We start from the raw sequence: 18,752 nt of genomic DNA on the forward strand, positions 1-18,752 counted from the left end.
ACGATGCAGAATAAATTTGCGTATAGTTAGCGCAATTTCCTACACTCTCGGCATTTCCGCACGGCACGCGTGCACCACATGCCACACGAACATTGCATCCGTGTTAAATATTTGCCTGGATATTACGCGTCTGCTTACTCGCCGTTCGGCGGGCTTGCTGCCCACCGGGGTTGACCGGGTCGGCCTCGCCTACCTCGAACACTATCGCTCCCGCGCCCGGGCGGTCATCAGTCGAGCCGGATTCCCTCGAATACTGAACGAAAGCGCATCGTCACGCGCCTTTAATCTACTGACCGAGCCGAATCAACACCGGTTCTGCATTCGCAGTGCGATTGTCAAAGCCTACCTCGATCCCCGGCGAGTCCGCCCAGGTCGGGCCGTGCTGCTTCACACAAGTCACAACGGCATGGAGCATGTTCGTTATTACCGGGCAATGCACCAACGTGACGTTCGCGCGGTATTCATGATTCACGACCTTATTCCGCTCACGCACGCCGAGTATTGTCGCCCGGGCGTCGAAGCCGGTCATCGCCAACGCATTCATACTGCATTGCGCCACGCAGATGGCCTGATTGCGAACTCGGAAGACACCCACGCCGCGATCAAGGAAGAAGCACGCCGCGCCAGTCTCACCATGCCGCCATGCGTCGTCGCACCGCTCGCCGCCGGATATCGTTCGGTCGAACCCACGCAAGCACCGCTTCAGGCACCGTATTTCGTCATGCTCGGCACCATCGAGCCACGCAAGAACCACTGGTTCATGCTTCATGTCTGGCGACGCCTGGTCGAGCAATGGGGCAGCGCTGCACCCAAGCTGGTGATCATCGGCCGACGCGGCTGGGAATGCGAGAACGTCGTCGACATGCTCGAGCGCTGCACCCCGTTAAAGGACACGGTGATCGAGCTTGCGGACTGCACCGACGCGCAGTTGCACGCGTGGCTTCAGCATGCCCGGGCGCTGCTGTTTCCGTCGTTCGTCGAAGGCTACGGCATGCCGCTCGTAGAGGCACTGAGTCTCAAAGTACCCGTTCTCGCCAGCAATCTAGCCGTTTTTCGTGAAATCGCGGCGGACATACCCGACTATCTGGATCCGCTGGACGGTCCTGCGTGGATAGCGCGCATCCTCGCCTACACACGCGTCGACGGCGTGGAGAGGAGCGAACAGCTTGCCCGGATTACCGGTTTCCATGAACCCACCTGGGCAAGCCACTTCGAGCGCGTGGATCAGTTCGTCGATTCGCTAGCCTAATGACATTCCTCATGCGCCATCGAACCACTCCAGCCGAAAGCGCCGTGTCGCATATCGCGTCCGATCGCAGGCTGCGTGAGTGCCGCCCGGCGGCAACGTACGCATTTCGGCGCCGTTGCGCGAAATATCGCGCGGCACTCACGGATGCAGGGGTCGCGACCGGTACCGGCACGCACTCTATTTGCGCGGGCCCCGTGCTGTCCGGGAGCGATCGCCATGTACCGCCACTGTCCTGGTTTGCCGTCGAATCCTCCACGCCCGGCGAGCAAGGCCTCGTCGCGATGCTCGAATCGCTGTTATACGCCGAAGCCGGTTCCACAGCGCAGTCTCGAACGCGGGCACTGATGCGGCGCGTGGTGGAATCCGATGCGCTGCATGTCAGGTCCCGCATTCGGCCACTTCCCGACGCGTGGCATATCGCAAGCAACCGGCCGCGCATCGTGCTGATCGACGAACGATCGGTATCGCATACGGATTCGCGTTCGAGCCGGCGACAACGACGCCTCGACTTCGATTCGATGGTGCGGACAGCGCAGGCGGCTCACCCCGATGCCGATTTCTGGCTGCTCCCGTCGGCCGACGGCGGCCGCGGACCCTGGATGTCGAGCCTAACGAGACTGCCGCCCGGAACGAAACAGCTCGAACTCGAACACTCGCTGCGCGAAGTCCTGGCTACATCGGATACCGCTTACGTCGTCACGGCCTCGGAAGGCCTGGGTGCCTTACTTGCGGGCGTGCCGCTTCATGTCTTCGGCTCCCCCTACTATGCCGGTTGGGGATTGACTCACGACCACGCGGAATTGCCCGCGCGACGGCAATGCGATTCGATCGACAGGCTGTTCGAGACAATCTTCCTGAAAGCCGCCAGCTACCTCGATCCCGTTACTTACAGTCGCGGCACATTGGACACGGTTCTGAACTTCATCGAGCTCCAGCATTCAATCGCTGCGCGCTTTTCGGATCTGAACGCAATTGCGGGGGTTGCCATCCAGTGGTGGAAGCGCCCATTCGTCACGCCGTACTTGACCGCGGGGGGCGGCCACCTCCGCTGGGTAAGACGAGCATCCGAGGTCGAAGCCGGGGAAATCGCCGCGATCTGGGGTGGTCGATCGTCTGCGGGCCTGCGCAACGGTATCCGACAGGTCAGAATCGAAGACGGCTTCCTGCATTCGACAGGGCTGGGATCCGACATGGTTGCGCCATACAGCCAGGTCATCGATCGCCTCGGCATGTACTTCGATTCCAGCGGGCCAAACGAACTTACCGCAATCCTGAATACCACCGAATTCACCGAAGCCGAACTGCAACGCGCAGCCGTGTTGCGCGAGGCAATCACAACACACGGGCTGACCAAATACAATCTCGGGCGACGCAGGCCGGATTGGGTCGCCCCCGCCGGCGCGCGGGTCATACTCGTTTCCGGCCAGGTAGCAGACGATGCCTCGATTCGGCTCGGCACCCAAGGCATCACGACCACGGAAGCCCTGCTCGACGAGGTTCGCGCGCGGCGCCCCAATGCCTTCATCGTCTACAAGCCCCACCCGGACGTGCTGTCGGGCAACCGCATCGGCCACCTCGGTACGACCGCAGTGGCCAACGTTGTCGATGCCTCATCGGACTTGATCTCGCTGATCGAAGCCGCCGACGAGGTCCATACGCTCTCGTCATTGTCCGGTTTCGAAGCCCTGTTGCGTGGCAAGGAAGTACACACGTACGGATTGCCGTTTTATGCAGGCTGGGGATTGACGACGGATGCCGTTCCTCAGCGCTGGCGTGAACGGACGCTGACGATAGACATGTTGGTCGCTGCTGTATTGCTGCGCTATCCGATTTACTGGGACTGGCGGCTCAAACGCTTCACATCGCCTGAAGCGGTGGTAAATCAGCTTGCCGCTACCGCGAACCGCCCGCTCGCCGGAATCCGTTCTCGGCACGTTCGCTTTCTCGTCAAGGTTGTCCGCTGGATGCGCAATGCTCTCGATCATCTCGCCTGGAGACTACGCATGGCCTGAGGCGTAGATACGAGAATCTATTCTGAATAATCGTTACAGTTGCATCCGAATCATTAGAGCTGCCGATTCGCCTGCATGCAACGAACGGTGTCGATGTTTATATCCTGGAGCAACGCAATGATTTATCCGGTAATTCTGTGCGGTGGAAGTGGCACGCGTCTTTGGCCGATGTCTCGCGGCGGCTATCCCAAGCAGTATCTGAAGCTCGCGGGTGAAGATACGCTGGTCCAGCAAACAGCGTTGCGCGCCAGCCATATTCCGAACGTCGCCAACCCGATCGTCGTCACCAACAACGACCAACGCTTCCTAGTCGCCGAACAACTTCGGCAGGTCGGCATTACGCCGTCGTCCGTCGTACTCGAGCCCGTCGGGCGCAACACTGCCCCCGCTATCGCAATTGCAGCCCTGCTGGCGCTGCGGGAATCCCCGGACGCCGTGCTGCTCGTACTGCCGTCCGATCATGTCGTCCAGAACGAAAAAGCCTTTGTCGATGTCGTCCTCGAAGCGGCACCGATCGCGGCAGATCGCCATCTTGTTACATTCGGCATTACGCCAACCGAAGCTCATACGGGCTACGGCTATATCCGTCGCGGCCATGCGGCGGTAGACGGCAAATCCGCCTATCGTGTCGACGCGTTCGTCGAAAAGCCGGATGCGCAAACCGCCGAGCGCTTCCTCGATGACGGCAGCTACTACTGGAACAGCGGCATGTTCATGCTGAAGGCGTCGAGCTATCTCGACGAGCTCAAGCGCCATGCACCGGAAGTCGCCCGTCACGCGGAACTCGCCGCCGATACATCACATCGAGATGCCGACTTCATCCGCCTGGATCCCGACGTGTTTGGCGCCTGCCCGAACATTTCGATCGACTATGCGGTGATGGAAAAGACCGAGCTTGCGGCGGTCGTCGAAGCCGCAAATCTGGGCTGGAACGATATCGGCTCCTGGACCGCCCTGGCTGACATCGCCGAGCGCGACCTCGACTTCAATGCCAAGATCGGGGACGTGTTCTCCCACGAGACCACCAACTCCTATGTCCGCGCCGATCACCGTATGGTCGCCACCATCGGCGTCGACAATCTGGTGATCGTCGAGACCGCCGACGCCGTTCTCGTCGCACACCGCGACAAGACCCAGGATGTCAAGAAAATCGTCGAGTGGCTCAATGCGTCGGGCCGCCACGAATCGATCACGCATCGCCGTGTCGTGCGTCCTTGGGGCGATTACGAAGGTCTCGACCAGGGCGACCGCTTCCAGGTTAAGCGTATCGTCGTCAAACCCGGCGCACAGCTCAGCCTCCAGATGCATCACCACCGCGCCGAGCACTGGATCGTCGTGAAGGGCACGGCGCTCGTCACGAATGGCGACAAGGAAATCATGCTGACGGAAAACCAGTCGACCTACATTCCACTGGGTGCAACACACCGCCTGAGCAACCCCGGCAAGATCCCGCTCGAACTGATCGAAGTGCAGTCGGGTTCGTATCTGGGCGAGGACGACATCGTCCGCTTCGAAGACACGTACGGCCGCGCGCCGAAGTAACTTGGGCCGTCGCCTGCATGACCGTGCCGCCCCGCCGGCACGGTTTCTCTCTACCTTGGCATGCGGCCGTATTTCCCCACGCGCTACTACTGACGTTCCCGCAAGCGTCGTTGCACAAGCGCGATCTTTTCGTCGCCAGCAGATACCGCGTACGAATTAAGACCGCCCGCGTCGCCAATGTGTTTGACATTTCTTGATCATCTCGTCGCCCCCGCCCGATTGCCGTGCCGCCACCGCACAGGTATAACTGCGCAGCCACGCGCACTTCGCGCCCCGATTATCTACCTGGAGAACGCATGATCGATCTCGCCACCGCCCAGCAATTCCTGATGACCCGCGGCCTCGACTTCGGCCTCAACCTCCTCGCCGCGATCGTCTTGTGGTTCGTCGGCCGCTGGGCGATCCGCATTGGTACCCGTCTGCTCGGCAAGGTCGTGCGCCGCAGCGGCAAGGTCGACCCGACGCTCACCGACTACCTGACCTCCGTCGTCGGCGTGCTGCTGACGATCCTGCTGATCCTCGCGATCCTGCAGATCTTCGGTGTGCAGACGACCTCGTTCGCCGCGCTGCTCGCCGGCCTCGGCCTCGCGATCGGCACCGCGTGGGGCGGCCTGCTCGCGCATTTCGCCGCCGGCGTGTTCATGCAGGTGCTGCGCCCGTTCAAGATCGGCGACGTGATCAGCGCGGGCGGCGTCACGGGCACCGTGAAGGAACTCGGCCTGTTCGGCACGACGATCATCACCGCCGACAACATCGTGACGATCGTCGGCAACAACAAGATCTTCTCGGACAACATCGCGAACTACAGCGCGACGTCGCATCGTCGCGTCGACCTGACCGCGAAGATCGCGAACAGCGTCGATGCAGTGGACGCGATCACCCGCCTGAAGGCGTCGATCCAGCAGATCCCGAACGTGCTGGCCAACCCGGCGCCGGACGTCGGCGTGCTGCAGTTCACGCCGGAAGGCCCGCTGCTGTTCGTGCGCCCGTCGACTCAGCCGGAAAACTACTGGCAGGTGTACTGCGACACCAACCGCGTGATCCTCGAGACGTTCCGTGACGCACAGTACCCGACGCCCGAAACGCCGGTCTCGCAACGCAACGCGTGACGCAAGCAGCGGCCGAACCGCGCGGACAAAAAAAGAGCGTGGCACCCGCCACGCTTTTTTATTCCGCCGAAAAGGAAGCAGCCCGCGCTCAGCGCCCGCCCGCCTTCGGCGCGCCATCCGACCGCCGCCCGCGCACGAGCTTCCACACCGCGCCGAGCGCGACCGGCACGATCGCCGCGCCGATCCCGACCAGCACGATCACGTTCAGGTACTGCCGGATGAACGGGATGTTGCCGAAGAAATAGCCGAGCAGCACGAGCAGCAGCACCCACACCAGCGCGCCGATCACGTTGAACAACTGGAAGCGCGCGATGCTCATCGACGACGCACCCGCGACGAACGGCGCGAACGTGCGCACGACCGGGATGAAGCGCGCGAGCACGATCGTCTTGCCGCCGTGCTTGTCGTAGAACGAGTGGGTCTTCTGCAGCGCGGCGCGATCGAGGAACCGCTCGAGCACCGGGATATGCGTATTGAACACCTTCGGGCCGACCCAGCGGCCGATCAGGTAGTTCACGGTGTTGCCGGCAATCGCCGCGACGAGCAGCAGCACGATCAGCGCGCCGACGTTCATTTCACCGGTCGCCGCGAACGCGCCGCCGATGAACAGCAGCGAATCGCCAGGCAGGAACGGGAACACGACGAGCCCCGTCTCGCAGAACACGATCAGGAACAGCACGAGATAGACCCATGCGCCGTACTGCCGGATGAAATCGCCGAGGAAAGCGTCGATGTGCAGGACAAGGTTGACGAAATGAAGCAGCGTATCCAAATGCGATTCCTCGAAGGCGATGGGGCCGGAACGGCCAAAACAGGCCAGACATGGCCGAGGTGCCCGCCGGACAAGGCGGCGCGTGCAACGGGGTGATGATACCGAAACTACCTTAAGGCTCCGTGAAAAAACGTAACGGCCGGCCGCGCCGGCACGCGTTCGCCGCCTCGCTATAATTCGGCCATGTCCGATATCACCGAAACGGCCGCGGGCGCCGCGCCCGCCCCCGCCGCGCGCCCGCTGCGCGCGATCCAGCCCCTGCCCGACCAGCTGATCAGCCAGATCGCCGCCGGCGAGGTCGTCGAACGCCCGGCGTCGGTCGTCAAGGAGCTGCTCGAGAACGCGATGGACGCCGGCGCGACGACGCTGCGCATCGTGCTGGAAGAAGGCGGCGTCAAGCGCATCTCGATCACCGACGACGGCTGCGGGATTCCGCCCGACGAACTGGCGCTCGCGCTGATGCGCCACGCGACCAGCAAGATCCGCTCGCTCGAGGAACTCGAGGCGGTCGCGACGCTGGGGTTTCGCGGCGAAGCGCTCGCGTCGATCGCGTCGGTGGCCGAGATGTCGATCACGAGCCGGACGGCCGATGCCGCGCACGCGATGAAGATCGACGCGCAGACGGGCGTGCTGTCGCCCGCCGCCGGCTCGGTCGGCACGACGATCGAGGTGCGCGAGCTGTACTTCAACACGCCCGCGCGGCGCAAGTTCCTGAAGAGCGAGCAGACCGAATTCGGTCACTGCCTGGAGATGATCCGTCGCGCGGCGCTCGCGCGGCCGGACGTCGCGATCTCGGTGCTGCACAACGGCAAGGCCGTCGAGCACTGGAATGCGACGGAGCCCGCGCAGCGCGTCGCGAAGATCCTCGGCGACAGCTTCGCGACCGCGCACCTGCCGCTCGACGAGCAGGCCGGCCCGCTCGCCGTCTACGGCTGCGCCGGCCTGCCGACCGCGAGCCGCGGGCGCGCCGACCAGCAGTATTTCTTCGTGAACGGCCGCTTCGTGCGCGACAAGCTGCTGACGCACGCGGTGCGCGCGGCCTATGAGGACGTGCTGCACGGCGACCGCTACCCGTCGTACGTGCTGTTCCTCGATCTGCCGCCGGAAGCCGTCGACGTGAACGTGCATCCGTCGAAGATCGAAGTACGGTTCCGCGATTCGCGCTCGATCCACCAGTACGTGTTCCATGCGGTGCAGCGTGCGCTCGCACGCCATGCGGGCGCGTCGCCGGAAACCACGGCGGGCGGCCATGCCGCGCATCTCGAACCGGCGCCGCGCGGGCCGGCGTCGTTCCTCGACACGCCGCTCGGCCAGCGCCCGAGCGCCGCAACCGGCACCGGCGGCATCGGCGGCGGCGGCTTCTCGTCGCCGTCGTCTTCATCGTCGTCCGGCAACACCTGGATGCGCCAGGCGCGAATGACGCAGGGCACGCTGCCCGTCGCGCAGCCGCTCGCGCTCTACGACGCGCTGTTCGGCCGCAAGGACAGCGGCGCGGGCACGCCGGACGGCACGACGCTCATCGCCCGCGATGCGGCCGATTCGACCGACGCACCGGCCGCGCCGCTGCCGGGCTTCGCCGCGTCGCCGCTCGCCGCCGGCGCGCACGACGAGCAGCCGCTCGGTTTCGCGCTCGGCCAGATCCACGGGATCTACGTGCTGGCACAGAACGCGTACGGCCTCGTGATCGTCGACATGCACGCGGCGCACGAGCGGATCCTGTACGAACAGTTCAAGAACGCGCTCGCCGACCGCACGGTCGCCGTGCAGTCGCTGCTGCTGCCGATCTCGATGACGGCCACGCCGGTCGAGATCGGCACGGTCGAGGAAGAACGCGACACGCTCGAATCGCTCGGCTTCGATCTCGCGGTGCTGTCGCCGACGACGCTCGCGATCCGCGCGGTGCCGGCGCTGCTGAAGGACGCCGACCTGCAGTCGCTCGCGCGCGCGGTGCTCGCCGACCTGCACGCGTTCGGCGGCTCGCGCGTGCTGACCGAGCGTCAGCACGAACTGCTCGGCACGCTCGCGTGCCATCACGCGGTACGTGCGAACCGGCGCCTGACGCTCGACGAGATGAACGCGCTGCTGCGCCAGATGGAAGCGACCGAGCGCGCCGACCAGTGCAATCACGGCCGGCCGACCTGGTATCAGCTCACGCTGAACGATCTGGACCGTCTCTTCATGCGCGGGCAATGAGCGCTGCTTCGCAGTCCAGCCCGACGACGATCGCCTGCCTGCTCGGCCCCACCGCTTCGGGGAAGACGGCCGCGGCGCTGGCGCTCGCCGCGCGCCGCCCGATCGAGATCGTCAGCGTCGATTCGGCGCTCGTCTACCGCGACATGGATATCGGCACCGCGAAACCGTCGCGTGACGAACGCGCGAGCGTGCCGCATCACCTGATCGACATCATCGACCCGGCCGACGCGTATTCGGCCGCGGAATTCCGTGCGGACACGCTGCGGCTGATCGGCGAGATCGTCGCGCGCGGCCGCACGCCGTTGCTCGCAGGCGGCACGATGCTGTACTACAAGGCGCTGACGCAAGGGCTCAACGACCTGCCGGGCGCCGACCCGGAAGTCCGCGCGGCACTCGACGCCGACGCCGCGCGCGACGGCTGGCCCGCGCTGCACGCGCGGCTCGCGCAGGTCGATCGCGACACGGCCGCGCGGCTCGCGCCGAACGATTCGCAGCGAATCCAGCGTGCGCTCGAAATCTTCATGCTGACCGGGCAGCCGATGTCGGCGCTGCTCGCCGCGCCGCGTCGCACGGACGATGCGGCCGCCGCGTACCGCTTCGTGCCGGTCGCGCTCGAGCCGTCGGACCGCGCGGTGCTGCACGCACGGATCGCGCAGCGCTTCGACGCGATGCTCGACGCGGGCTTCATCGACGAAGTCGAACGGCTGCGGCGCCGCGACGATCTCCATCCCGACCTGCCGTCGATGCGTTGCGTCGGTTACCGGCAAGCGTGGGAATTCCTCGACGGCGACACCGACTACCGGACGATGCGCGACAAGGGCATCTTCGCGACACGCCAGCTGTGCAAGCGCCAGATCACGTGGCTGCGCGCGATGCCGGAGCGGATCGTGGTCGACTGCATCGCGCCGGATTCGACGGCCCGCGCGCTCGACGCGCTCGAACGCGTGCTCGACGGTCGCACGCCCGGCTGACGCGTCAGCCGGCCTGACGCGCCGCCAGGCGCGCGCGGGCGCCGTCGACGATCCACGCGATGCCGCGCTCGAACGCTTCGTCATCGCTGCGCTCGCGCAGCGCGGCCCAGCCTTTCGCGAACAACGGGTACTCGGCCGCATCCGGCAGCAGCGCATCGGCGTCGCCGTCTGGCCGCGCCTGCTCTTCCAGCACCCATCCGACCACGAAGCGCCCGATCGCGACCATCACGTCGACCGCCTCGTCCGGCTTGAAACCCGCTTCACCGAGCAGCGCGACCTTGCGTTCGATCGAGCTGAAATGCAGCGCGCGCGGCCGCGTGCCGGCGTGCAGGCGCGCGCCGTCGCGATAGGCGAGCAGCGCGCGGCGAAAACTGCGCGCATTCTCCGCGAGCCACGCATCCCACACGTCGCCCGGCTGCGGCAGCGACGCGCCGTGGCGCTCGAGCATGATCGCCTCGGCCATCGCGTCGAGCAGCTCGGCCTTGTTCCTGAAATGCCAGTACAGCGTCGGCGACTGCACGCCGAGCCGCTCGGCCAGCCGCCGCGTCGACAGCCCGTCGATTCCCACCTCATCCAGCAATTCGAGCGCCGCGCGCAATACCGTGTCGCGCGTCAGCCGCGCGCCTGTGTCCTTCATCTCTATCACCGATAGGGAAACTGTGGAATACTTCGCACTCTATCATCGATAGAGTAACGTCCTTGAATCCGTCCCTGATTGCCATCCTGGCCACGGTCCTGTTCGACGCGATCGGCGTCGGGATCGTGATGCCGATCCTGCCCGGGCTGCTGCGCTCGCTCGCCGCCGCGGGCAGCACCGACACCCACTACGGCATCCTGCTCGCGCTGTACGCGTTCGCGCAGTTCCTGTGTGCGCCGCTGCTCGGCGCGCTGAGCGACCGTTTCGGGCGCCGCCCGGTGCTGCTCGCGTCACTTGCGGGCGCCGCGCTCGACTATCTGCTGATGGCGCTCGCGCCGACGCTCGCGTGGCTTTACGTCGGGCGGCTGGTCGCCGGCATCACCGGCGCGAACGTCGCGGTCGCGACCGCGTACGTGACCGACGTGACGGCCGAGCCCGACCGCGCGCGGCGCTTTGGCCAGCTCGGCGCGATGATGGGCATCGGCTTTATTGCAGGCCCGCTGATCGGCGGGCTGCTCGGCGCGCTGCATCTGCGTGCGCCGTTCGTCGCGGCCGCGTTGCTCAATGCGCTGAATCTCGTGCTCGTATGGCGCGTGCTGCCGGAATCGCGGCCGCGCTCGGCCCGCGAAGGCCGGACGGCCGGCGCGCTCAACCCGTTCGCGAGCCTGCGCCGGCTGAGCGGCGCGCCCGCGCTCGCGCCGCTGGTCGGCATCTACGTGATCGTCGCGCTGGTGTCGCAGGCGCCCGCGACGCTGTGGATCCTGTACGGCCAGGAACATTTCGGCTGGTCGACGCCGATCGCGGGGCTGTCGCTCGCCGGCTACGGCGCGTGCCACGCGCTCGCGCAGGCGTTCGCGATCGGGCCGCTGATCGCGCGGCTCGGCGAGCGGCGCGCACTCGCGCTGGGCCTCGCGGGCGACGCGCTCGGGCTCGCGGTCATCGCGTTCGCGACCGCCGCCTGGGTGCCGTTCGCGCTGCTGCCGCTGTTCGCGGCCGGCGGCATGACGCTGCCCGCATTGCAGGCGATGCTCGCGCGGCAGGTCGACGACGCGCGCCAGGGCGAACTGCAAGGCACGCTGGCGAGCGTGGCGAGCCTGATCGGCGTCGCGGGGCCGCTGGTCGTCACCGCGACCTACGCGGCGACGCGCGCGACGTGGCCGGGGCTCGTGTGGGCCGCCGCCGCGCTGCTGTACCTGTTCGTGCCACCGTTGCTGGCCGGCGCGCGCCCGGCGAACGCGCCGCGACCGTCCGCATGAGCGCTGGCGTGTACCGCCGCACTCATTGCGAGAGCGTCACGAGATTCGCATCGCGCACGAGCTGCCAGCGGCCGTCGGACTTGCGGAAGATCGTCAGCGTGTGGCCCGACCGGCGAATCGGTTCGCCGCCCGGCGGCGTCGCGTCGATCTCGATGAAATTGCGCATGTATGCCCAGTCGCCGATCACGCACAGCTCGTCGATCCGGTAGCGGCCGTCGATCTTCGGCGCGTGTGCCGCGCCGGCATTCGCGTCGCGCGACGCGGCCGCGAACGCCGCCTTGTCGAACGGCGGCTGGCCGGCCACCATGAAGATCGCGTCGTCGGCGATCAGGTCGAGCACGGTCGCCAGGTCGCCGCGCCGGCTCGACACGAACCAGTTTTCCACCAGCTCGCGGATCGCGCGTTCGTCTTCGGTCATCGTCGCCCCTCCTTCATCGGCGCCGCGTCCGACCGCACGCGGCGCCCGAAAAAAAAGCCGCCCGGATCGATTCCGGGCGGCTTTCCTTATTGCATCTGCTTGCCGTGCGTCAGACCACGACCGTCTGCGCCTCGCCTTCGCGGGTCGCACGCACGGTGCCGATCTTCCACACCTGTTCGCCGGCGGCGGTCAGGTCGGCGATCGCCGCGTCGGCGTCGGCCGCCGAGACGATCACGGCCATGCCGATCCCGCAGTTGAACACGCGGTGCATTTCCGCATCGGCGACGCCGCCGTGCTCCTGCAGCCACTTGAACAGCGGCGGCAGCGGCCATGCGTTCTGGTCGAGCTCGGCGGTGAGGCCTTCGCGCAGCACGCGCGGGATGTTCTCGACGAGACCGCCGCCGGTGATGTGCGCCATGCCCTTCACCGACAGCTTCTGCATCAGCGCGAGCAGCGGCTTCACGTAGATGCGCGTCGGCGCCATCAGCGCGTCGGCCAGCGAGCGGCCGTGGAAATCGGCCGACAGATCCGGGTTCGCGCGCTCGATGATCTTGCGCACGAGCGAGAAGCCGTTCGAGTGGATGCCGCTCGATGCGAGGCCCAGCACCACGTCGCCTTCGGCGATCGTGCTGCCGTCGATGATTTTGCTCTTCTCGACCGCGCCGACCGCGAAGCCGGCCAGGTCGTATTCGCCATCCGGGTACATGCCCGGCATTTCGGCCGTTTCACCGCCGATCAGCGCGCAGCCCGACAGTTCGCAGCCCTGCGCGATGCCCTTGACCACCGTTGCGGCCGTGTCGACGTCGAGCTTGCCGCATGCGAAGTAGTCGAGGAAGAACAGCGGCTCGGCGCCCTGCACGAGGATGTCGTTCACGCTCATCGCGACGAGATCCTGGCCGACGGTGTCGTGTTTGTTCAGATGAAAGGCCAGCTTGAGCTTGGTGCCGACGCCGTCGGTGCCCGACACGAGCACGGGCTCCTTGTACTTCTTCGGCACTTCGAACAGCGCGCCGAACCCGCCGATGCCGCCGAGCACGCCGTCGCGCAGGGTTTTCTTCGCAAAAGGCTTGATCTTGTCGATGAGCGCGTCGCCTGCGTCGATGTCGACACCTGCGTCGCGATAGGACAGACCCTGAGCGTCGGGAGCGGATTTCGGAGGATTCATGGGGGAATGCGAGAAGGTCGGTAAAATGCGATTTTACCCGAAGCCGGCCCGTTGGCCGGAATTCCCAGCACCGAATCGTCAGGGATTGCATCTTGGTCGACACGTCCCCGTTTTCTTCGCTACGCGAGCCGCGCCGGAACCCGCGCGCCGCCGTGCGTACGGTCGCGCGTGAAGCCAGCCGAGGCGCCTTCCCCCGCGCGTGCCCGGCGTACGGCACGCGTTTTCTCAACCGATCCGCATTGTGACTGCTGTGTCCCGTCAACTGACGCTCGATCTCGGCACGCCGCCGCCCGCCACGTTCGACAACTTCATCATGAGCGACGAGAACGACGAGCTCGTCACGCGCCTGCAGAAGCTCGATCTCGCGCTCGCGGCCGGCCCCGTGCCGGACCGGTCGTTCTACATCTGGGGCGAGCCCGGCAGCGGCCGCACCCATCTGCTGCAGGCGCTCGTGAGCGACGCGTCGTACGGCTACGCGCGCTACCTGACGCCGCAGAGCCCGCTCGGCGCGTTCACGTTCGACCCGCGCATCGGCATCTACGCGATCGACGACTGCGACCGGATGAGCGACACGCAGCAGGTCGCGCTGTTCAACCTGTTCAACGAAGTGCGCGCGCACCCGTCGAGCGCGTTCGTCGCGGCGGGTCCGGCCGCGCCGCTCGCGCTCGACGTGCGCGAGGATCTGCGCACGCGCCTCGGCTGGGGGCTCGTGTTCCACCTGTCGCCGCCGTCCGACGCCGGCAAGATCGCGGTGCTCAAGCTCGCGGCGAAGGAGCGCGGGATCGCGCTCACCGACGACATCGCCGCGTACCTGCTGACCCATTTCCGCCGCGACATGCCGAGCCTGATGGCCTTGCTCGACGCGCTCGACCGCTTCTCGCTCGAGCAGAAACGCGCGGTCACGCTGCCGCTGCTGCGCCGGATGCTCGCGCGTCCCGGCGACGACATCACACCACCGGGCACGGGCCCGAACCGCTTCGAGTAAAATGCGCTTCCATGACTAATCTGGCACTCTTTGACCTCGATCACACGCTGATCCCGACCGATAGCGACCACGAATGGGGTCGCTTCATGGTGAAGCTCGGCATCGTCGACGCGGAAAGCTTCTCGCGTCAGAACGACCAGTTCTTCGCCGACTACAAGGCCGGCCGGCTCGACATCCACGCGTACCTCACCGCGATGCTCACGCCGCTCGCGAAGTATTCGCGCGCGCAGCTCGCCGAGTGGCACGAGCAGTACATGCACGAGGTGATCCGGCCCGCGATGACGCCCGCCGCGCTCGAACTGGTACGCCAGCACCTCGATGCGGGCGACCTGTGCTGCGTCGTGACGGCGACCAACGAATTCATCACGCGCCCGATCGCGACCGCGTTCGGCGTCGACACGCTGATCGCGTGCGAGGTCGAAACGACCGACGGGCATCCCGATTCCCCGTACACGGGCCGGCCGACCGGCACGCCGAGCTATCGCGAAGGCAAGATCGTGCGCACCGAAGCGTGGCTCGCGTCGCTCGGCAAGCACTGGGACGACTTCGCGCACAGCTACTTCTACAGCGACTCGCACAACGACATCCCGCTGCTCGAGAAAGTCACCGACCCGATCGCGACCAACCCTGACGACACGCTGCGTGCGCATGCAAGCACCCGCGGCTGGCGTATCCTCGATCTCTTCTGAACGTCGTGATCAAAAAATTCATCCGCAAGCTGCTCGGTCAGGACGAAACCGAGCAAACGTCCCCCGCAACGGCCCCGGCCGACGAAGCGGCCCCTGCTGCCCCGCGCGCCCCGAAGGGCGCCCGCGGCGGCGGCACGAAAAAACCGCGCAGCAACCACGAGCCGACCGTCGTGCCGGCCAGCGTGCACGGCATCAACCCGGCGCTGATCTCGAAGAACGCGGTGCGCGTGACCGACACGCTGCAGCAGGCGGGTTTCCGCGCGTTCATCGTCGGCGGCGCGGTGCGCGACCTGCTGCTCGGCATCGCACCGAAGGACTTCGACGTCGCGACCGACGCGACGCCGACCGAAGTGCAGCGCCTGTTCCGCCGCGCGCGCCTGATCGGCCGCCGCTTCCAGATCGTCCACGTGCAGTTCGGCCAGGACCTGATCGAAGTGTCGACGTTCCGCGCGCTGGTCGACGCGCCGCCCGAGGCGGCCGCGGCCACGGCCGAGCCGCCGCGGCGCCTGAAGCGCGACGAACTCGATCGCCGCACGCATGCGGTCGACGCGAGCGGCCGCGTGCTGCGCGACAACGTGTGGGGCGAACAGCACGAGGACGCCGCGCGCCGCGACTTCACGATCAACGCGATGTACTACGACCCGTCGACGCAGACGGTGCTCGACTATCACGACGGGATGGCCGACGTGCGCGCCCGCCTGTTGCGGATGATCGGCGATCCGGCCACGCGCTTCCGCGAGGATCCGGTGCGGATGCTGCGCGTCGTGCGCTTCGCGGCGAAGCTCGATTTCGAGATCGAGCCGCATACGCGCGAGCCGATCCACGCGCTCGCCGACCTGATCAACAACGTGCCGGCCGCCCGCCTGTTCGACGAAATGCTGAAGCTGCTGCTGTCGGGCCACGCGCTCGCGTGCCTGCAGCGGCTGCGCAAGGAAGGGCTGCATCACGGGCTGCTGCCGCTGCTCGACGTCGTGCTCGAACAGCCGCAGGGCGAGAAGTTCATCACGCTCGCGCTGAACAACACCGACGCGCGCGTGCGCGCCGGCAAGCCGGTGTCGCCGGGCTTCCTGTTCGCGACGCTGCTGTGGCACGACATGCGCCAGCGCTTCGAGCAATACACGGCCGCGGGCGAAATCCCGGTACCGGCGCTCCATCGCGCGATGGACGACGTGCTCGACATGCAGACCGAGAAACTCGCGATCCACAAGCGTTACTCGGCCGATATGCGCGAGATCTGGGGCCTGCAGCTGCGCCTCGAGAAACGCTCGGGCCGCAGCGCGATGCGGCTGCTGGAACACCAAAGGTTTAGAGCGGGGTATGATTTCCTCCTGTTACGCTGCGAATCCGGCGAGCTCGATACGGAAGTCGGACAGTGGTGGACGGATTTCATCGAAGGCGACGCGGCCGCTCGCGAGGCATTGCTCACGCAGGGCGGCTCGAAGGAAAAATCGCCCCGCAAGCGGCGCCGCCGCGGCGGTGCGCGAAACCGCCAGCAGGGCGAAGGCGCCGCCGAGCAGGCGCCGGATACCGCGAGCGATACCGCGAGCGGTTCCGACGACTGACGCGCGCGCCGGCGAACGACGTAGGAAGTGATGCCATGACGGTTGCATATATCGGACTGGGGGCGAATCTCGGCGATGCGCGCCAGACCCTGAAGGACGCGGTGGTGTGCCTCGCGCAGCAGCGCACCATCTCGATCCTCGGCAAATCGAGCCTGTATCGCACGGCGCCGTTCGAAGCGGGCGGCGACGACTACTACAACTGCGTCGTCAAGCTCGACACGACGCTGTCGGCCCGCGAGCTGCTCGCGCTCTGCCAGAAGATCGAACATCACTTCGGCCGCGAGCGGCCGTATCGCAATGCGCCGCGCACGCTCGACCTCGACATCCTGCTGTTCGGCGCCGACTCCATCGACGAACCCGACCTGATCGTCCCGCACCCGCGCCTCACCGACCGTGCATTCGCGCTCGTGCCGCTCGTCGAGATCGAGCCGGCGCTCGACATCCCCGCGCGCGGCCGCGCCGACGCCTTTCTCGCCGCCGTCGCGGATCAGCGCGTCGAAAAGGTGCAGACCTGCCAGTGCCTGATGCAAAAGGCGCTCGCGGCCGGCGAAGACGCCGACAAGACCCGCTGCCGATGAACTCGACTCCGCTGACCGTCACCGCGCCCGACCTGCGCGCCCCGCACCGCTATCTCGTGATCGAAGGCCCGATCGGCGTCGGCAAGACGACGCTCGCGCGCCTGCTCGCCGAGCGCTGGTCGATGCAGACGCTGCTCGAGCGCCCGCAGGACAATCCGTTCCTCGAACGCTTCTATCGCGACACCGCGCGCTACGCGTTGCCCGTCCAGCTGTCGTTCGCGCTGCAGCGCGCGCAGCAGGCGCGCGAGCTGATCGGCGCGCTCGAAACCGGCCGGCCCGTCATCGCCGATTTCATGCCGCAGAAGAACGACATCTTCGCGCGGCTGAACCTGCCGGAAGACGAGTGGCAGCTGTATCGCTCGGTCGCCGCGCACGTCGACGTGCCGCAGGCGCCGTCGCCCGATCTCGTCGTCTATCTGCAGGCCAGCCCCGAAGTGCTGTTCTCGCGTATCCAGAAGCGCGGCACGCCGATGGAACTGCAGATCAGCGACGCGTACCTGCGCTCGCTCGTCGACGCGTACAACGAATTCTTCTACCACTACGACCGCACGCCGGTGCTGACGGTCGCAGCCGAACACCTGAACCCGCTGGATTCCCCCGAAGATCTCGCCCTGCTGGTCGAGCGCATCGAGACGATGCGCGGCCGCAAGGAATTCTTCGTCAAGGGCGAGACGACGCGCTGACGCGTCCTCGCCTGTCGTTCCTCCCCCATCGACCCGGATTTTCCATGACCTATCTCCAGGAATCGAGCCGGCCTGCCGTGACGGTCCCCAAGCTGCAGGCAATGCGTGACGCCGGCGAGAAGATCGCGATGCTCACGTGCTACGACGCGAGCTTTTCCGCGCTGCTCGATCGCGCCGGCACCGACGTGCTGCTGATCGGCGATTCGCTCGGCAACGTGCTGCAGGGCCACACGACCACGCTGCCCGTGTCGATCGACGACATCGCGTACCACACCGCCTGTGTCGCACGGGCGCAGCCGCGCGCGCTCGTCGTCGCCGATCTGCCGTTCGGCACGTACGGGACGCCGGTCGACGCGTTCGCGAACGCGGTCAAGCTGATGCGCGCGGGCGCGCAGATGGTCAAGCTCGAAGGCGGCGAATGGCTCGCCGATACGATCCGCTTCCTCGTCGAACGCTCGGTGCCCGTGTGCGCGCACCTCGGCCTCACGCCGCAGTCGGTGCATGCGTTCGGCGGCTTCAAGGTCCAGGGCAAGACCGAAGCCGGCGCCGCGCAGCTGCTGCGCGACGCGCGCGCGATCGAGGACGCCGGTGCGCAGCTCGTCGTGCTCGAAGCCGTGCCGACGCTCGTCGCGGCCGAAGTCACGCACATGCTGAAGATCCCGACGATCGGCATCGGCGCGGGCGTCGACTGCTCGGGGCAGGTGCTGGTGCTGCACGACATGCTCGGCGTGTTCCCCGGCAAGCGGCCGCGTTTCGTGAAGGATTTCATGCAGGGGCAGCCGAACATTCAGGCGGCCGTCGAAGCCTACGTGAGCGCGGTGAAGGATTGGTCGTTTCCGGGCCCGGAGCATTCGTTCTGACGTAACAGGCTGGATGTAAAAAAGCGCGGCGCCCTTTGCGGGGCCGCGCCTTTTTGTTCGTGCGCTGCGCG

The 18,752-nt window shown here is 66.5% G+C and carries 17 protein-coding genes; 13 read left to right on the forward strand and 4 right to left on the reverse strand.

The features are described from left to right. Nucleotides 1-100 precede the first annotated feature (100 nt). From HWX14_RS07550 to HWX14_RS07565, 4 genes are all read left to right on the forward strand, one after another. Nucleotides 101-1,249, forward strand: a complete 1,149-nt coding sequence (locus tag HWX14_RS07550) for a glycosyltransferase family 1 protein (protein ID WP_175882162.1) — start codon at nt 101-103, stop codon at nt 1,247-1,249. Nucleotides 1,250-1,260: 11 nt separating this feature from the next. Further along, complete coding sequence (locus HWX14_RS07555) at nt 1,261-3,261, forward strand: capsular biosynthesis protein (RefSeq protein ID WP_244130173.1); 2,001 nt, start codon at nt 1,261-1,263, stop codon at nt 3,259-3,261. Between the two features lie 117 nt (nt 3,262-3,378). Then, nucleotides 3,379-4,803, forward strand: coding sequence for a mannose-1-phosphate guanylyltransferase/mannose-6-phosphate isomerase (locus tag HWX14_RS07560; protein ID WP_175882164.1), 1,425 nt, complete (start codon nt 3,379-3,381; stop codon nt 4,801-4,803). Nucleotides 4,804-5,099: 296 nt separating this feature from the next. Further along, nucleotides 5,100-5,912 carry a mechanosensitive ion channel family protein gene (locus HWX14_RS07565; protein WP_175882165.1) on the forward strand — a complete coding sequence of 271 codons (813 nt, stop codon included), beginning with the start codon at nt 5,100-5,102 and terminating at the stop codon, nt 5,910-5,912. Between the two features lie 88 nt (nt 5,913-6,000). Here the strand turns inward: HWX14_RS07565 and HWX14_RS07570 are convergent, their stop codons facing one another. Next, the gene (locus HWX14_RS07570; RefSeq protein WP_175882166.1) at nt 6,001-6,684 is read right to left on the reverse strand and encodes a DedA family protein; all 684 of its coding nucleotides are present in this window, start codon (nt 6,682-6,684) and stop codon (nt 6,001-6,003) included. Between the two features lie 183 nt (nt 6,685-6,867). On the opposite strand from HWX14_RS07570, the gene mutL reads away from it, so the two are divergent. After that, the gene (mutL, locus tag HWX14_RS07575; protein WP_175882167.1) at nt 6,868-8,877 is read left to right on the forward strand and encodes a DNA mismatch repair endonuclease MutL; all 2,010 of its coding nucleotides are present in this window, start codon (nt 6,868-6,870) and stop codon (nt 8,875-8,877) included. After that, a complete protein-coding gene (gene miaA, locus HWX14_RS07580) occupies nt 8,874-9,848 on the forward strand; it encodes a tRNA (adenosine(37)-N6)-dimethylallyltransferase MiaA (RefSeq protein ID WP_175882168.1) in 975 nt (324 codons plus the stop codon). The genes mutL and miaA overlap by 4 nt, the downstream gene beginning before the upstream one ends. 4 nt (nt 9,849-9,852) lie before the next feature. Here the strand turns inward: miaA and tetR are convergent, their stop codons facing one another. Continuing rightward, the gene (gene tetR / locus HWX14_RS07585; protein WP_175882169.1) at nt 9,853-10,485 is read right to left on the reverse strand and encodes a tetracycline resistance transcriptional repressor TetR; all 633 of its coding nucleotides are present in this window, start codon (nt 10,483-10,485) and stop codon (nt 9,853-9,855) included. A gap of 62 nt (nt 10,486-10,547) precedes the next feature. Between tetR and tet the strand changes: the two genes are divergently transcribed. Next, nucleotides 10,548-11,741 carry a Tet(A)/Tet(B)/Tet(C) family tetracycline efflux MFS transporter gene (gene tet / locus HWX14_RS07590; RefSeq protein ID WP_175882170.1) on the forward strand — a complete coding sequence of 398 codons (1,194 nt, stop codon included), beginning with the start codon at nt 10,548-10,550 and terminating at the stop codon, nt 11,739-11,741. Between the two features lie 22 nt (nt 11,742-11,763). Here tet and HWX14_RS07595 read toward each other — a convergent pair whose 3' ends face one another. Further along, entirely contained in the window at nt 11,764-12,159 is a 396-nt protein-coding gene (locus tag HWX14_RS07595) for an SgcJ/EcaC family oxidoreductase (protein ID WP_175882171.1), read from the reverse strand. A 109-nt stretch (nt 12,160-12,268) separates the two neighbouring features. Then, nucleotides 12,269-13,324, reverse strand: coding sequence for a phosphoribosylformylglycinamidine cyclo-ligase (gene purM / locus HWX14_RS07600; protein ID WP_006484927.1), 1,056 nt, complete (start codon nt 13,322-13,324; stop codon nt 12,269-12,271). A gap of 250 nt (nt 13,325-13,574) precedes the next feature. On the opposite strand from purM, the gene hda reads away from it, so the two are divergent. Genes hda through panB form a run of 6 tightly spaced genes read left to right on the forward strand, consistent with a single transcriptional unit; the run spans nt 13,575 to nt 18,681 of the window. Continuing rightward, nucleotides 13,575-14,309 carry a DnaA regulatory inactivator Hda gene (hda, locus tag HWX14_RS07605; RefSeq protein WP_012327945.1) on the forward strand — a complete coding sequence of 245 codons (735 nt, stop codon included), beginning with the start codon at nt 13,575-13,577 and terminating at the stop codon, nt 14,307-14,309. 11 nt (nt 14,310-14,320) lie between these two features. Beyond that, complete coding sequence (locus HWX14_RS07610; RefSeq protein WP_089466741.1) at nt 14,321-14,998, forward strand: HAD family hydrolase; 678 nt, start codon at nt 14,321-14,323, stop codon at nt 14,996-14,998. A 5-nt stretch (nt 14,999-15,003) separates the two neighbouring features. Continuing rightward, nucleotides 15,004-16,560, forward strand: coding sequence for a polynucleotide adenylyltransferase PcnB (gene pcnB, locus HWX14_RS07615; protein ID WP_175882172.1), 1,557 nt, complete (start codon nt 15,004-15,006; stop codon nt 16,558-16,560). Between the two features lie 35 nt (nt 16,561-16,595). Continuing rightward, nucleotides 16,596-17,138 (forward strand): 2-amino-4-hydroxy-6-hydroxymethyldihydropteridine diphosphokinase, encoded by a 543-nt coding sequence (gene folK, locus HWX14_RS07620; protein ID WP_006476832.1) that lies wholly within the window; start codon nt 16,596-16,598, stop codon nt 17,136-17,138. Next, nucleotides 17,135-17,821: a deoxynucleoside kinase gene (locus HWX14_RS07625; RefSeq protein WP_175882173.1), complete on the forward strand. Its 687-nt coding sequence runs from the start codon at nt 17,135-17,137 to the stop codon at nt 17,819-17,821. Before folK ends, HWX14_RS07625 begins: the two co-directional genes overlap by 4 nt. Before the next feature lie 44 nt (nt 17,822-17,865). Further along, nucleotides 17,866-18,681, forward strand: a complete 816-nt coding sequence (panB, locus tag HWX14_RS07630) for a 3-methyl-2-oxobutanoate hydroxymethyltransferase (RefSeq protein ID WP_175882174.1) — start codon at nt 17,866-17,868, stop codon at nt 18,679-18,681. Nucleotides 18,682-18,752 lie beyond the last annotated feature (71 nt).

Origin of the sequence: Burkholderia sp. BCC0044, from assembly GCF_902832955.1 — a bacterium.
Lineage (GTDB): Bacteria > Pseudomonadota > Gammaproteobacteria > Burkholderiales > Burkholderiaceae > Burkholderia.

Coding starts and splice junctions, on each gene's coding strand:
- HWX14_RS07625 (WP_175882173.1), top strand. CDS start 17,135: ATGAACTCGACTCCGCTGACCGTCACCGCGCCCGACCTGCGCGCCCCG.
- purM (WP_006484927.1), bottom strand. CDS start 13,324: ATGAATCCTCCGAAATCCGCTCCCGACGCTCAGGGTCTGTCCTATCGC.
- panB (WP_175882174.1), top strand. CDS start 17,866: ATGACCTATCTCCAGGAATCGAGCCGGCCTGCCGTGACGGTCCCCAAG.
- miaA (WP_175882168.1), top strand. CDS start 8,874: ATGAGCGCTGCTTCGCAGTCCAGCCCGACGACGATCGCCTGCCTGCTC.
- tetR (WP_175882169.1), bottom strand. CDS start 10,485: ATGAAGGACACAGGCGCGCGGCTGACGCGCGACACGGTATTGCGCGCG.
- HWX14_RS07560 (WP_175882164.1), top strand. CDS start 3,379: ATGATTTATCCGGTAATTCTGTGCGGTGGAAGTGGCACGCGTCTTTGG.
- HWX14_RS07555 (WP_244130173.1), top strand. CDS start 1,261: ATGCGCCATCGAACCACTCCAGCCGAAAGCGCCGTGTCGCATATCGCG.
- folK (WP_006476832.1), top strand. CDS start 16,596: ATGACGGTTGCATATATCGGACTGGGGGCGAATCTCGGCGATGCGCGC.
- mutL (WP_175882167.1), top strand. CDS start 6,868: ATGTCCGATATCACCGAAACGGCCGCGGGCGCCGCGCCCGCCCCCGCC.
- HWX14_RS07565 (WP_175882165.1), top strand. CDS start 5,100: ATGATCGATCTCGCCACCGCCCAGCAATTCCTGATGACCCGCGGCCTC.
- HWX14_RS07610 (WP_089466741.1), top strand. CDS start 14,321: ATGACTAATCTGGCACTCTTTGACCTCGATCACACGCTGATCCCGACC.
- HWX14_RS07595 (WP_175882171.1), bottom strand. CDS start 12,159: ATGACCGAAGACGAACGCGCGATCCGCGAGCTGGTGGAAAACTGGTTC.